Here is a 14239-nt window from a genome sequence, read left to right on the forward strand (position 1 = left end):
AGCCTGAAAAACTGGACAAATTCGCTATAAACCCAACTTTACTGTATTGTATTAGCTGAAATGCAAATACATTCTCCTTTTATTCTGACATTCCTTTTGTCTTATTCATACATGCTTCCATAGCAGATAGCACAGCCCCTTTGAATCCATTCTGCTCGAGTTCTGCTACTGCTTCAATCGTTGCTCCTCCTGGGGTACAAACCTGATCTTTTAACTGGCCCGGATGCATTCCTGTTTCCAATACCATTTTTGCTGCACCAAGAACAGCCTGTGCTGCCATTTTATAAGACTGGTCTCTAGGCAAACCGGCTCTTACACCGCCATCAGCGAGTGCTTCAATGAACATATAAACATAAGCTGGAGAAGAACCGCTGATTGCAGGTACCGTGTCCATTAGGTTTTCTTCTATTTCTTCCACCTTGCCAAATGAAGAAAGCAGCTTTTTCACTTCTTCAGCTTCATCATCATTTACATATTCATTGCGCGTCATTGCTGTCATTCCTTCTCCAACCATAGATGGTGTGTTTGGCATAGTACGTATTGCCTTTACGTTAAATCCAAATGCTTCTTGTATATAAGGCAATGTAATTCCTGCAGCCATTGTCACAATGATGGTTCCAGGTCGAATGACATCCTTCACTTCTTCAATAATACTTCCATGCAAATCGGGCTTGATGGCAAGAAATAGAGTGTCTGAATGTGCTGCAACTTCTTTGTTCTTCTTCGCCATAATCCTATAAGTCTCTTGTACATGCTCTTTTGTCTTATGGGATTTTGCACTAAACAGGATTTGTTTGTGATCAGCACCGTCAGCTGACAGAATTCCCCCTATTATGGCCTGTGCCATTTTACCGCATCCGATAAAACCAATTACTTTACTCATTTAAAATCTCCCCCTCAGCTTTCACTTTCAAACATCTTTCAGCAAATTGTATAAAGCTTCTACATATAGTGTTTTAAGGATCTTTATTTTATACTGTTTTGTCAAAAAATTGTCGATAAAAAAAACAGGCAGTTAGCTGGACTTTTTTAAAATATAAGTTTATTTTACTATAAACAGGAAATATTTCTTGTATAAGAATATTGCTGTTATTTATATTACCCTTACTTTATAAACTCATAGAATGGATGGTGCGATGATGACAAACAGCAAATTAAATAAATCCGAAAAGAAAAATGTAAACATTGGAACTAATGTATCATTAAATGGGTTAGTGACTGCTGTTTTTGATAACATGGTCCACGTCCAAGTCGGCGCTAAAATTGTAACCGTACAAATGAAGGATTTATTAAACGATTCAATTCTTCAAGCACAGCAGACAAAAACACCTTCTCAATAAGACTAACAGATTTACTTGTGAGGTACTGAACGGTACATCACAGTCAGCTCTCAAGATGTTTAAAAAATTGCATAATCAAAAGGCTTAGAGACTTTACTAAGCCTTTTTTTCATTGGTGCTGTTTGATTAGCCTTTGACGATTAATAAGCGTAGAAATTTCCCTTATTTGAGAAAAAGCACTGAAAACAGCAAAAATAGAAGGAGAAATTCCGACTTTTTCCTCAATTTGTATGAAAATAATGTTTTTTTCTAAGCATAGCCGGAAAATCTCCTCTTATTTACCCCAAAATGAGCTCCATTCTGCATTTAACCGGAATTTCTCCGTTTATTTATGAGGAGAAGTTTCCTCATTAGTTACGCCCTAACTCAATTCTAGGGGGAAGCATATCTCTATCCCCTCTCCTGAATGATCTCCAGAAAATGGTGCAGAATTCTCGCCGTTAATCCCCAAATCACTTTATCGTCCCAATAATAGAAATACTCATCCATAGCCCGTGTTTGCCAGTCATAGTTTTCTCCACCTGCTATGGAAGAGAACGGAAAGCTGGCTTCTGGCTCCACCCGGAAATTCACCTTATATACCTTCGGCTTTAGCTCCTGCAGTTTCTGCAAGGGAACTGTAAAGACCTCTTCCACCTCAAGCTGGTTAGGTTTTAAGACAGTTGAAGTAAGATCAATAAAACCTGCATAAGGGTAAATAATAGTACCAAAAGGAGAAATCATATAATCCAGCGGAAAAATATTATTGATCGAGCTTTCCTTGATCCCCAGCTCTTCGGAGGTTTCACGCATGGCTGTGTGAGCCTCATCTCGATCAGTAGAATCAGCTCTGCCGCCCGGAAAACAAATTTCCCCAGGCTGTCTTCTCATTTTTAATGAGCGCACCTCAAATAAAATATGCAAACCATCCTCTTTTTTCACTAGTGGCAGCAGAACGGAATATTTATAGAATTTATCACTGCCAAGAATAACAGGCGTTCTTTCTCGCAAATGATTTAGTATATCATTCATTTCCATTATCTCACCTCCGCGAGTGGAGTACCTGCATTATTGGATATTTCTTAAGTATAGTCATACTTTCCTTACAGTAGCCATTTATCTGTTCGCAGTTAGCTGCTATTGTGCCTTACTCAATCGTTCAATGATTCCCATTGCGCTGACATTCATATCTAATTTTAACAAATGAAGAACCTCAGATTGTATTGAAACCGCTTTTTCTGCGATTTCATCCGTAACGAGCTCTAGCATTTTTTCAGATAGAAGAACTGTTTTTGCTTGAAGATCCGCTTCAGGATTTTCGATTATTACCCTTTTCCCTAATTCCATAAACTGCGGCAGCCAATAAGCAATTTGCTGGAATACATTTTGCGGATTTTCTGTCATGCTATAGTGACCAAAATAAATTCGTTCTGGTTTAAGTGCCTGCAAGCGCTCAGCAGAACGCAGCATATCTTCCTCATTAAATTGGCTTGGCGATGTTGATGGCAAATAAAGCTCCAACCCTTTTTTCAAAAGCTGCGGGTAACATACACCAATTGTATCTCCAGTGAAAATTCCATTACTGAGAGAATCGTGAATGGAAAAATGGTGCTTTGCATGTCCAGGTGTATCGTAGAACGTCAGGGTTCTGCCGCTGCCAATATCCAATGTTTCTCCATCGTTTTTACTGATCAGCCTTTGTTCATCAATTGGTACAATCGGATCGAAAAGGCGATCAAAGTCATCACCATAGACCGCCTTTGCTCCCATAATTAAGCGTTTGGGGTCAGCTAAATGGCGCTTGCCGCGCGGATGCACATATACCGTGGCATTTGGGCAGTTCTTCAAAAAGAGACCAGTACCACCGGCGTGATCTAAATGAATATGTGTTACAATGATATTTTTCACATTTTCTAACCGAATCCCTAATTCGTTTAACCCCTGCTGTAAATATGGGATGGAAGGACTTGCACTTGTTTCAATTATCGTGATGTCACCTCCAGTTAACACGTATGCTCCTGTTCTACCCCACTGATCTAAATCATTTAAGTCTATTATATAAACTCCCTTGCCTAAATCTGCTGAACGCTGTTCCAATTATGACTCCTCCTTCAGTTTAAAACCTCTTCATTTCCTTCATTATATAGCAGTATTTTCCTGTAATAAAACCATCTGATTCTGGGTAAATAAAAGTAAGTGGAGTTAGAGTTATCAATAATATTTCACATTTCGACACAATACGACAAATACCGACAATTACCAGTAGAAATTTGTCGCTTTTTCTAGTATAGTTTACGTATAAGATTTGGTTGGTAAGCCATTGATCTTATTCCTATTCACAGAGTCATTTCGGCTCTGTGCTTTTTTTTGCATTTTTTCTTCATTTTTCTTCTCCCTTTCCGATACAAGAGAAAGGGGTGAAAATTTTGGATATCGCAGCATTATCTATAGCCTTAAGTCAATCATCCGCATCCCAGTCAGCAGGCATTCTCTTAACCAAAAAGGCCTTAGACACAGCTGAGGGCAATAGTACCCAACTGCTGAAAATGATTGAAGCCCCGCATCCAAATCTCGGCGGCACAATCGACGTAAAAGCATAAGAGTTTTTTGGCCATTCAATCGCTGGGTTGAATGGTTTTTATTTGGATAGATTATTTCGATCACTAAAATGAGGATCAGCTGAACGAACAACTATTTTTGACTAATGAAACTTAATCACATCTTTTTCCGTATATTATTTAAAAATATTATCTTAACAAAAAGGATGTTTCGATGTCAGAGCCAAACCGCCCTTTTAAAGAAGAATCAAAATCTACGAAGTTTTTTATTATCGTTACAATGAGCTTATTATTGCTTGGTGCCGTTGGTTTTGTGGTCGCTGGTTATTATTTTGGTATATTAGGGCTGTTTAATATCCTGGGTATTCATTATGAATCCCTTTTTTCCCTTTTCCTTTTCGTTCTCTTTTATTTTCTGCTTGGCATTATTGGTGATATCGTGCTAAAGGCTTTTAATATTTTATTGAAAGCAGCAGGAATAACGGCGAAATTTTCGTTTAGTGCAGGTATGCTTCTTTTTTCCTTTCTAATCAACTGGGCGATCATTTCTGCTATCAATTTACTAATGGATTCTATTGAAATTGCTGCTGTGACTGGAATAATCCTCGCACTAATTATTTCCATTATTGAAATGGCACTTGATAGTCTTGATGATTAAAAAAACTTGCCGATTGGCAAGTCATAAAAGGAAACAGACAGACGGTTTGCTACATTTACTAAAATCAACGTTTGCGTTGATCCTTTCCTCTGTGTTCCTTTTTATACTTTCTAAGTATAAAAAAGTTCATAACCACTTGAATTAATGTTTAAATTGCGCTATGATTTTTAACGGTAATTTCATACTAAAATTTTTTGTATGTGGATTTTTCTAGAGGCTACTCTACTTTTCGCCACACAATTGTCTATTTGGGCAATTGTGTGGCTTTTTTATTTTACTGGAAAGAAGGAGATTTATATGAAAAGCTGGCATTATGCTTTACTCGTTTTCCTGGGAGGCTGCAGCTTCGGTATCCTGTCTACATTTGTTAAACTTGCCTATGCAGCAGGCTTTACGATGCCGCAAGTGTCTGGGAGCCAAGTATTCTGTGGCACAGTCATCATCTGGTCTATCGCGTTATTTGCAAAAAAAATAAAAATCACCATGCTTCAAGCAGGTAAAATCCTGGGGGCTGGCATACCGACCGGATTGACAGGCGTTTTTTATTATCAATGCCTTCAGACAGTTAACGCTTCACTCGCTATTATTTTCTTATTCCAATTTATCTGGATTGGCACATTAATTGAATGGGTCGTTTATAAACGGAAACCTTCAAAATTAAAAGTTATATCTATCATTATTTTGCTTGCAGGATCGCTTTTGGCTGCTGGACTAATCTCAGGTAACATTCAGTCTATTTCAGGGGAAGGCGCCATGTGGGGACTGTTATCTGCCGTGACATTCTCATTATTCATCTTTCTTAGCGGAGTTGTAGGTAAGGAATTGCCTGCCATTCAGAAAAGTGCTTTATTGGCGACAGGCAGCATGATTACCGTATTTATTTTATTTCCACCGCTCTTTTTATTTGATGCACCCGTTTTGTTCAGTTTAGCTCCATATGGACTTTTACTAGGCATATTTGGGGTCGTACTGCCGCCGCTGCTATTTTCTATTGGCATGCCGCATGTAGGACCAGGTCTGGGAACTATTTTAACGGCATCAGAACTGCCCGTTGCTGTTGTATTATCTGCAGCCGTCTTATCAGAACATGTCGGTGTCCTGCAATGGACGGGTGTATTAATCATCTTAGCCGGAATTATGATCGGCAATAAAAGCAGTATACAGCCCAAAATCATACAGCCATATGAACTAAACAGCCAGGGTTGATAACCTTGGCTGTTTTTTTAAAGGAGATTCATCCAAGTTCGTAGAATTATTTTTTCAATGAGAAAGGAGAATACAATGCAAATCAGACTTGCTGAAGCAGACGATATCCAACAGTTAATTCAAATGAGATGGGACTTCACTATTGAACATGATGAAAGCAAAAAAAGTACATCCTTCCAGGAATTTGAGACTGAATGCCGCTCCTTTTTAGAAAGAGCACTCCTCAATCAGCAGTGGTTTATTTGGATTGCAGAGGAGCAGGGAAAAATTCTTTCTCATATTTATATTGAATGCATCCACAAGGTTCCCCGTCCAGGGAGAATCACTTACCCTTTCGCCTACATGACGAATGTATATACACTTCCAGAATATCGGCAAAAGGGGATTGGCAGCAAACTTTTACATGTTATCCATGATTGGACCAAGGAAAACAAATATGAATTTGTTCTTGTTTGGCCAAGTGATGAAGCCATCGAATTTTACAAAAGAAGTGGGTATGAAGTTCTTACGGAACCTTTGATTTATTATCCTAAATAAAAAAGCATCCGTAAACAAATGTAGCTATTCTATTTAAAGACCAGGAGTGTGGAAATAGATGTGCGGAAGATTCACCTTATTTACTGATTATGAGGAAATAATCGATCGCTTTGATATCGAAGCGGCCATTGATGAAGAACAATACATACGCAGCTATAATATTGCGCCATCTCAGGAAGTGCTGGCTGTCATTAACGACGGAGAGAAAAATCGGCTGGGCTATTTAAAATGGGGTCTTATTCCTCCCTGGGCAAAAAATTCGAAAATCGGCAATAAAATGACGAACGCCCGCGGAGAAACCCTGACAGAGAAACAAAGCTTTCGAGCTGCTTATGAAAAGCGCCGCTGCCTCATTATTGCTGATTCCTTTTATGAATGGAAAAAAACGAGCACAACAAAAGTACCGATGAGAATAAAATTAAAATCAGATACCCTCTTTGGCATGTGCGGCCTCTGGGAACGCTGGATTTCTGCTGAAGGAGCACCCGTTTATTCATGCACAATTATTACAACAGCCTCCAACCCGTTTATGAGAGAGATTCATGAACGCATGCCTGTGATCCTTAATCCTGAGGATGAAAAAACATGGCTAAACCCAAACAACAGGAATACCAGTGAACTAAACAAACTCCTTGTCCCCTTTGATGAAAACCACATGGATGCTTTTGAAGTTTCGGATAAAGTAAACTCTCCTAAGAATAATACCATTGAAGTTACTCATGCTCTTTGCTGATTTTTCAAGGCTGTCGAAAGACGCCTTTTTTTATTTAAACTGAATGCAAATCTTTTCAAATATTCATAATAAGAAAAAAGTCGCAAATTGTCGAAATAGTAATCACGTGCTAAAATACCTATAACGGCAAATTTTACGAAAGTAAAAGACGCAAAGCCACGGACCTAAGGCATAGATTTGCTAAGGCAGCCGGGTTACCAAGATGACTGATCTTGTAAAAAAGGAGTAAAGAGAAATGATGCATTATAAAGTATTAATTGCTGACGACTCAATGTTTATGCGCCAGCTGCTTAAAAAAGCAATCTCAAGTGACCGCTACACTGTCATTGGAGAAGCTGCAAATGGAAAAGAAGCCATTAAGTTATTTAAAAGGATGTCACCTGATATTGTCTTGCTTGACTTAACAATGGATGGGATTAATGGAATGACTGCTTTAAAAGAAATTAGACGGATTGATTCCCGCGCAAATGTAATTATTTGCTCAGCGATGGGCCAATCGAAAATAATCATTGAAGCTCTTCAAAATGGAGCAAAAGACTTTATCGTCAAGCCCTTTTTTAACGAACTTCTGCCAGCATTAGATAAAGTGATTAAATAAGTTTTTAGCTCTGGAATAAAGCGTTGACAATTAATAGGAAAATAGAAAACGGATTAACCGGGGTGGCTATTGATCATATTCAACTGACATTTAACCATTTGAATGATTATATACGTTTTCAGCATATCACTTACTTTGTCGGAAAACCGTAGTTACTTAACTGAAAAGAAAAAGAACCTGAAGAGTCTGAGAGGACTCTTTTTTTATCGCAATTTACAAAACCGATACAATTCAACTTTGATTTTTATGGTAAAATTTACATATTACTATTTTCGAGGTGATTATATGACTTATTTCTTTAACTTTCTTCTAGCCATTTTTCTTACTGCTTCATCATATTTTATTGGAAGCATACTTTTGAAAAATAGTATCACGATATTAGCGGCTATTATTATTGGAGCTTCCGTCGTATCATTAGGTTCCATAACCGAAAAGCTTGGAGCACCGATTTGGTTAATTATACTCGTTCCATTTCCAGTTGGCATGACCCTGCTCTACTTATTTCTGAAAGAACCTTTTCATATCTGGCTCATCACCTATATGACAACATTGGCATTATATACGGTTATTCATGTCATTATGAGTTACTTTTTTAAATTCAATTCGCTGATTCCAGCTTGGAAACTGAGAGTATAACTGGTAAAAGGAAATAGAATCTTCGAAGAGACATCTGCTTGCTATATATAAGAATAAAAGCACTAAGGTTTGCAAATACAGAAAAGTATATTAAATTTTTATGATAAAGGAAGCAACAGGCATAAATAAAAATCCATCGGTAATCCTAACAAAAAATGTACAAAAGGGGATTACGATGGATTTAAATCCAATGGATATTTTAAAGCCTATTCAATTAAGTTCAGAATCATTAAGTGAAAATGAACCTTTAACAGCTGTTGAAATGGGGAAGCTTTGGGCTACCTATACAGGAAACAGTATGTCTCGGCAGATCCTCACTTATTTTCGTCACCATTGTGACGATGAACATATTAAAATTCTGCTGGAGAATGGAATTGCTTTGACAACAGATTTCATGGAGCGGATTGAATATTTTTTTAAGAAAAGTCATTTCCCGATCCCGAAAGGATTTTCAGAACAGGACGTTAACTATGGTGCTCCAAGGCTTTATGATGATACATTTTATGTTCACTATCTGAAATATGCTGCCAAAGCGGGAATGAGCATTTATGCCGTTGCGATTCCTTTAATTATGAGGAAAGATATCAATCAGTTTTTTACTTATTGCAACAATTGTGCCGTGGCATTTTTAGATCAAATTAATACCGTCTTAGCTGAAAAAAAATTAATAGCAAAACCTCCTATTATTCCGATTCCAGAAAGCAACGATTTTATTAAGAAACAAAATTACTTAGCAGGTTTTATTGGAGACATACGGCCCCTTCATGCTCTAGAAATCTCTCACCTTTATGACAACATTGAAAATAACACAACAAGCAAAACATTATTATTAGGATTTTATCAGGTGGTTAGGGATGAAAAGATTAAAGCTTTGTTTAAACGCGGGTTGGACATGACCGAAAAATCAGTAAAGCAATTCATGGAGAAATTGCATGTTGAAAATCTGCAGACACCATCTCATCTTGATCATTTAGTTACAACATCCGCTTACCCGCCTTTTTCAGATAAAATCATGCTCTTTCATAAGGTAGATATGTTTTCAATCAAACTAAGATCATTTGCGAACTCTATAGCAGTAAATGGACGAAGAGATATCGCTTTAATGTATGGGCGAAACCTCATGAATGTTGGATTGTTTGTTGATGATGGTGCAAACATTCTCATTGATCAGGGCTGGATGGAATCACCTCCTAAAGCCTATGATCGAACTTAAGTTCATTACCGTATGCCCTCTGTAGAATTTCCATTCTTAAAGCAACTTATAAACAGCCTTCTTATTTCATATAGGAAGGCTGTATTTATGAATTCAAGTGGGTTGATTTTCGACTATTTCACATTCGCAAGCGTAGACTCTCCAGCTTTATCTGTTTTTTGAATAACGGAAATACTTCCATCTGCTTCTAGCACTACGGCTTCGACCTGCCCCATCGAAGATATACCATTGGACCTTGCAGCCTGGAGAATTTCTACTTTTAGCACCCGTTTCCTTTTCATCACATCATAAAGATAACGATCATCTCGATATAAAAATGCTGGTTCTGACTTAATCAAGCTTCTTACTATCCCAGATCTGACCGAAAGAAAAGCAAGAAAATATTGCAAAACAATTAAAATAAAGAATGCCGAGAGTCCCTCTGCAAGGGATACATCTTTACTTAGAAGGATTGTTGCCAGCGTCGAACCAAGTGCAACGGTAACAACCAAGTCGAAAGCATCCATTTTTGAAAGTGTCCGTTTTCCTGAAACTCTTATGAACAGAACCAGCCCAGCATATGCAAAAACCCCAATTAAAATCGTCCTGCCAATCGTTTCCCAATCATTAAAAAACATCCTATCACCCTTATAATAATTAATTATAAAATTTGTCAGATGGACGGTTTAACATCCTTCACTGTCAGCTTGTTTACTTTATATCCTTGTACCCTATTTTTGAGAGAGGTATTGCATAATAGGGTAAAAAGTAAATAATAATAAACCCGGCAGACCGCTGATCTGCCGGGTTTATTAATTATGGGTTTTGTTTATGCATACTTCTTATTCTCATCATTATTGCTGAAAAAGGCTTTCATTGCATGAAATACATCCGCTTTTTGCTTTAAAATATAATGGCGGAAATGTTCGTTTTTAATATTTTTATAGGCGGACATAAGGGTGGAATGTCGGTTATATTGGTTAACTTCCCCATATCCGAACATATTGGATTTTTTAATAAGTTCTTCGACGAGTTTGACGCAGCGGGCATTATCTGAGGTAAGATTATCACCATCTGAGAAGTGAAATGGATAGATGTTGAATTGAGCTGGGTTATATTTTGCATCAATGAGTTCGAGTGCCTTTCGGTAAACGGAAGAGCAGATGGTGCCGCCGCTTTCTCCTTTAGAGAAAAAGTCTTCTTCTGAGACCACTTTTGCCTCTGTATGGTGGGCAATAAATTCGATTTCCACTGTTTCATATTTGGTGCGCAGGAAACGGGTCATCCAGAAAAAGAAGCTTCTTGCCATATATTTCTCCCAAATACCCATGGATCCGCTCGTATCCATCATCGCAAGCACAACGGCTTTTGATTCTGGTTTGACAACCTCATTCCATGTCTTAAACTTCAAATCTTCCTGATAAATAGGATGGAACGAAGCTTTTCCTGCCATCGCATTTCGTTTAAACGCCGTCATCATCGTTCTCTTTTTATCAATATTGCCCATTAATCCCGTTTTGCGGATGTCATTAAATTCAATATTTTCAACGAGCTGCTCTTGGTTTTCTTTTTTCTTCAAGTTAGGCAGTTCTAAATGCTGAAAAAGCGCCTCTTCAATTTCCATCATGGAAACTTCGGCCTCAAAATAATCTTCTCCCGCCTGGTCTCCTGCACCTTGGCCTTTGCCTGGACCTTTTTGTCTTTGAGAACCATCACGGGCAACCACATCACCAATTTTGCTTTCACCCTCACCTTGACCAACATGCTTATTCTTATCATAGTTATAGCGAATTTTGTATTCATCCAATGATCTTATCGGGATTTTGACAACTTCCCTTCCATTCGACATGACGATATTTTCTTCGGTAATCAGGTCAGGTAAATTATTGCGAATCGCATCCTGTACTCTATCCTGATGACGCTGCTGATCATCATGACCTTTGCGATGGAGGGTCCAATCTTCCTGGGAAATCACAAACTGATGGTTATTGGCCTCGTTCACGTTTAATCCCTCCTTTTTAAACTGGCGAAAATGTAGCAAACACTTAGTTAACCTGCTGCACAAGACGTCAAAAATTTCTTCACTTTTTATGCACATTTGATATTCTGCTTACATACTATATTCCGAGTGTCAAATAAGAAATTTCACCATAGAATGCAGTGATAACAGCTATCTAAACAATTCTTGACCATATTAAAAATGGTGTATTACTTCATCATATGCAATGAGACAAAATAATTTACAAATTATTTCGACAATAGTACATGAAAATCTATTTTGGACAAGCCTAAATTCACATCTATTATTTTAGGGAAAATAAAACCTTCGCTTACGAACGGCGAAGGTTTTTATCTGCTTCTTTATATTGAACGGGGTCAGGCACTTTTTGATCTTCCTTTAATTCCTTGTTTGTGCGTAGATTCTCCATTTGGTTTCCGAGGTTTTTCATTTCTTCCACATTTTCAGCCATTGAACTATTGCGCGGTTTAAAATTTTTATCTAGCTCATACTTTTTCATGCTATCACCTCAAGTTTTCTTTACCCTTGTGGCGGACAGCCTCAAACATGAGCTTATTAGCGATTTAATAAGCTTCCCACATACTTTAGAAGCTCATTTGCAGATGATGAATTATAGCCATGCTCATCTATAAGGCGTGCTACTACCTCATTGACCTTTTTCAGCTGCTGTTCATCTGGTGTTTTTGAAGAAGTGGTGATTTTCACGACATCCTTAAGGTCAGCGAAGAGCTTTTTCTGGATCGCTTCACGTAGACGGTCATGTGAATTATAATCAAATCGCTTTCCTTTGCGGGCATAAGCCGAGATTCGGATGAGAATTTCTTCACGGAATGCCTTTTTCGCATTTTCCGAAATACCAATTTGCTCTTCAATCGACCGCATCAATTTTTCATCTGGATTAATTTCTTCACCAGTCAGCGGGTCACGAAGTTTTACTTTATTGCAGTATGCTTCAACATTATCAAGATAGTTTTCCATCAATGTTTTTGCAGACTCTTCGTATGAATACACAAATGCTTTTTGCACTTCTTTTTTCGCAATATCATCATATTCTTTCCTGGCAAGAGAGATAAAGTTTAAATATCTTTCCTTTTGTTCTGCCGTAATCGAAGGGTGCTGATCAAGTCCTTCTTTTAAAGAACGCAAAACATCCAATGCATTGATGGACGTAATATTCTTACGGATGATGGTCGATGAAATTCGATTGATCACATAACGCGGATCAATGCCGCTCATTCCTTCATCACTATGTTCTTTTTTCAATTCTTCTACATCTGCAACCGCATAGCCTTCTACATTTTCTCCATCATAAAGGCGCATCTTCTTAACTAAATCAATATCCCCTTTTTTCGGGTCTTTGAGTCTAGTTAAAATCGTAAACATGGCTGCAACCTTTAATGTATGCGGAGCAATATGCACTTCAGAAACATCGCTTTCGCGAATCATTTTTTCATATATTTTTTCTTCTTCTGTTACTTTTAGGTTATATGGAATCGGCATGACGATGATTCTGGAATGAAGAGCCTCATTCTTTTTATTGGAGATGAATGAGCGATACTCCGTTTCATTCGTATGAGCAACGATTAATTCATCCGCTGAAATGAGGGCGAATCGTCCTGCCTTGAAATTTCCTTCTTGAGTTAATGATAAGAGATGCCATAGAAATTTCTCGTCGCATTTAAGCATTTCCTGAAACTCCATCATGCCGCGGTTTGCTTTGTTCAGTTCTCCATCAAAACGATAAGCACGCGGATCGGACTCTGAACCATATTCGGCAATCGTTGAAAAATCGATGCTGCCTGTTAAATCAGCGATATCCTGTGATTTAGGATCTGATGGGCTGAATGTTCCGATCCCAACGCGCCGATCTTCTGAGAAAATGACCCTTTCAACCATTACATCTTCAATCTTGCCGCCATATTCCTCTTCCAGTCTCATCATATTAAGAGGTGATAAATTCCCTTCAATTCGAATGCCATATTCGTCCAGGAAATCCTTGCGTAAATGATGTGGAATTAAGTGAAGCGGATCTTCATGCATTGGGCAGCCTTTAATGGCATAGACTGCTCCCCGCTCTGAGTGGGAATAGGCTTCCAGCCCTCTTTTTAACATAGTCACTAAAGTTGATTTACCTCCGCTTACAGGTCCCATCAGTAATAGAATCCGTTTGCGTACATCCAGCCTTTTTGCGGCAGGATGGAAATATTCCTCTACAAGTCTTTCCAGTGATTCCTCAAGACCAAACAATTGATCACTGAAAAACTGATATTTTTTCTGCCCTTTAACATCGTCAATTCCCGCGTCTTTAATCATATTATAAACACGTGAATGTGCGGACTGGGCAACCCATGGCTTTTCTTTAATAATTTCTAAATATTCACCGAAAGTCCCTTCCCATTTCAGCTTTTCCTCTTCATGGCGATACATCTCAATTTTTTTTAGAATATCCATATGGACCTCCCCCTGTCACATTATCAGAGACGATTAATATACTGTATGCGCCCTGTTTATCGAACATGCGCGAACAAGGGATTGTTTTAGCAGGTAATTTTTACAATATTCACACAATAACAACTGTTTATCCCTTCGTAATAGAGGGAAATAGAGCTTTATTTTTAAAGAAAAGTAAACACTTACAAAATTTTCACACATGACATTCACAGTTTTCCTGCAATAGGATATAATAAACTCATATGCTTGTGGAATGTTTCATAAAAAGGAGGATACATAACATGGGTACAATTATTATTCTTGGTGTCATGGCTGCTTTCCTTGTTGCTAT

At 38.0% G+C, this 14239-nt stretch carries 16 protein-coding genes and 1 riboswitch; of the genes, 9 read left to right on the forward strand and 7 right to left on the reverse strand.

Annotated elements, in window-relative coordinates:
* Window positions 1-79: 79 nt before the first annotated feature.
* Window positions 80-883, reverse strand: coding sequence for a pyrroline-5-carboxylate reductase (proC, locus tag F7732_RS17770; RefSeq protein WP_151575441.1), 804 nt, complete (start codon window positions 881-883; stop codon window positions 80-82).
* Window positions 884-1139: 256 nt separating this feature from the next.
* Here proC and F7732_RS17775 point away from each other — a divergent pair, with 256 nt between their 5' ends.
* Entirely contained in the window at window positions 1140-1340 is a 201-nt protein-coding gene (locus tag F7732_RS17775) for a hypothetical protein (RefSeq protein ID WP_151575442.1), read from the forward strand.
* A gap of 390 nt (window positions 1341-1730) precedes the next feature.
* Here F7732_RS17775 and F7732_RS17780 read toward each other — a convergent pair whose 3' ends face one another.
* Together F7732_RS17780 and F7732_RS17785 are read right to left on the reverse strand one after the other, a co-directional pair.
* Window positions 1731-2357 (reverse strand): NUDIX hydrolase, encoded by a 627-nt coding sequence (locus tag F7732_RS17780; protein WP_151575443.1) that lies wholly within the window; start codon window positions 2355-2357, stop codon window positions 1731-1733.
* A gap of 99 nt (window positions 2358-2456) precedes the next feature.
* Window positions 2457-3416 (reverse strand): MBL fold metallo-hydrolase, encoded by a 960-nt coding sequence (locus tag F7732_RS17785; protein WP_151575444.1) that lies wholly within the window; start codon window positions 3414-3416, stop codon window positions 2457-2459.
* 329 nt (window positions 3417-3745) lie between these two features.
* Between F7732_RS17785 and F7732_RS17790 the strand changes: the two genes are divergently transcribed.
* The 8 genes from F7732_RS17790 (at window position 3746) to F7732_RS17825 (ending at window position 9458) form a co-directional block, all read left to right on the forward strand.
* Complete coding sequence (locus F7732_RS17790) at window positions 3746-3919, forward strand: YjfB family protein (protein ID WP_151575445.1); 174 nt, start codon at window positions 3746-3748, stop codon at window positions 3917-3919.
* A gap of 172 nt (window positions 3920-4091) precedes the next feature.
* Window positions 4092-4535, forward strand: a complete 444-nt coding sequence (locus F7732_RS17795) for a YrvL family regulatory protein (RefSeq protein WP_151575446.1) — start codon at window positions 4092-4094, stop codon at window positions 4533-4535.
* Window positions 4536-4832: 297 nt separating this feature from the next.
* Window positions 4833-5741, forward strand: coding sequence for an EamA family transporter (locus tag F7732_RS17800; RefSeq protein WP_151575447.1), 909 nt, complete (start codon window positions 4833-4835; stop codon window positions 5739-5741).
* A 75-nt stretch (window positions 5742-5816) separates the two neighbouring features.
* Entirely contained in the window at window positions 5817-6278 is a 462-nt protein-coding gene (locus tag F7732_RS17805) for a GNAT family N-acetyltransferase (protein ID WP_151575448.1), read from the forward strand.
* A gap of 58 nt (window positions 6279-6336) precedes the next feature.
* Window positions 6337-7011 carry an SOS response-associated peptidase gene (locus F7732_RS17810; protein WP_151575449.1) on the forward strand — a complete coding sequence of 225 codons (675 nt, stop codon included), beginning with the start codon at window positions 6337-6339 and terminating at the stop codon, window positions 7009-7011.
* Window positions 7012-7126: 115 nt separating this feature from the next.
* Window positions 7127-7213: riboswitch (cyclic di-GMP riboswitch) on the forward strand.
* 33 nt (window positions 7214-7246) lie between these two features.
* Window positions 7247-7609: a response regulator gene (locus F7732_RS17815; RefSeq protein ID WP_338024131.1), complete on the forward strand. Its 363-nt coding sequence runs from the start codon at window positions 7247-7249 to the stop codon at window positions 7607-7609.
* Window positions 7610-7966: 357 nt separating this feature from the next.
* Window positions 7967-8245 carry a hypothetical protein gene (locus F7732_RS17820; protein WP_240056676.1) on the forward strand — a complete coding sequence of 93 codons (279 nt, stop codon included), beginning with the start codon at window positions 7967-7969 and terminating at the stop codon, window positions 8243-8245.
* Between the two features lie 175 nt (window positions 8246-8420).
* The gene (locus tag F7732_RS17825; protein ID WP_240056677.1) at window positions 8421-9458 is read left to right on the forward strand and encodes a DUF3231 family protein; all 1038 of its coding nucleotides are present in this window, start codon (window positions 8421-8423) and stop codon (window positions 9456-9458) included.
* Between the two features lie 113 nt (window positions 9459-9571).
* Here F7732_RS17825 and F7732_RS17830 read toward each other — a convergent pair whose 3' ends face one another.
* From F7732_RS17830 to F7732_RS17845, 4 genes are all read right to left on the reverse strand, one after another.
* Window positions 9572-10075, reverse strand: coding sequence for a DUF421 domain-containing protein (locus tag F7732_RS17830; protein ID WP_151575451.1), 504 nt, complete (start codon window positions 10073-10075; stop codon window positions 9572-9574).
* 191 nt (window positions 10076-10266) lie between these two features.
* Window positions 10267-11439, reverse strand: a complete 1173-nt coding sequence (gene yhbH / locus F7732_RS17835; RefSeq protein ID WP_151575452.1) for a sporulation protein YhbH — start codon at window positions 11437-11439, stop codon at window positions 10267-10269.
* A 328-nt stretch (window positions 11440-11767) separates the two neighbouring features.
* A complete protein-coding gene (locus F7732_RS17840) occupies window positions 11768-11956 on the reverse strand; it encodes a hypothetical protein (RefSeq protein ID WP_066448160.1) in 189 nt (62 codons plus the stop codon).
* Between the two features lie 56 nt (window positions 11957-12012).
* Window positions 12013-13908, reverse strand: a complete 1896-nt coding sequence (locus tag F7732_RS17845; RefSeq protein ID WP_151575453.1) for a PrkA family serine protein kinase — start codon at window positions 13906-13908, stop codon at window positions 12013-12015.
* Window positions 13909-14239 lie beyond the last annotated feature (331 nt).

The organism is Bacillus mesophilum (assembly GCF_008923265.1).
GTDB classification, from domain to species: domain Bacteria; phylum Bacillota; class Bacilli; order Bacillales; family Cytobacillaceae; genus Cytobacillus; species Cytobacillus mesophilum.

Coding starts and splice junctions, on each gene's coding strand:
- proC (WP_151575441.1), bottom strand. CDS start 883: ATGAGTAAAGTAATTGGTTTTATCGGATGCGGTAAAATGGCACAGGCC.
- F7732_RS17775 (WP_151575442.1), top strand. CDS start 1,140: ATGACAAACAGCAAATTAAATAAATCCGAAAAGAAAAATGTAAACATT.
- F7732_RS17780 (WP_151575443.1), bottom strand. CDS start 2,357: ATGGAAATGAATGATATACTAAATCATTTGCGAGAAAGAACGCCTGTT.
- F7732_RS17795 (WP_151575446.1), top strand. CDS start 4,092: ATGTCAGAGCCAAACCGCCCTTTTAAAGAAGAATCAAAATCTACGAAG.
- F7732_RS17800 (WP_151575447.1), top strand. CDS start 4,833: ATGAAAAGCTGGCATTATGCTTTACTCGTTTTCCTGGGAGGCTGCAGC.
- F7732_RS17805 (WP_151575448.1), top strand. CDS start 5,817: ATGCAAATCAGACTTGCTGAAGCAGACGATATCCAACAGTTAATTCAA.
- F7732_RS17810 (WP_151575449.1), top strand. CDS start 6,337: ATGTGCGGAAGATTCACCTTATTTACTGATTATGAGGAAATAATCGAT.
- F7732_RS17815 (WP_338024131.1), top strand. CDS start 7,247: ATGATGCATTATAAAGTATTAATTGCTGACGACTCAATGTTTATGCGC.
- F7732_RS17825 (WP_240056677.1), top strand. CDS start 8,421: ATGGATTTAAATCCAATGGATATTTTAAAGCCTATTCAATTAAGTTCA.
- F7732_RS17830 (WP_151575451.1), bottom strand. CDS start 10,075: ATGTTTTTTAATGATTGGGAAACGATTGGCAGGACGATTTTAATTGGG.
- F7732_RS17840 (WP_066448160.1), bottom strand. CDS start 11,956: ATGAAAAAGTATGAGCTAGATAAAAATTTTAAACCGCGCAATAGTTCA.
- F7732_RS17845 (WP_151575453.1), bottom strand. CDS start 13,908: ATGGATATTCTAAAAAAAATTGAGATGTATCGCCATGAAGAGGAAAAG.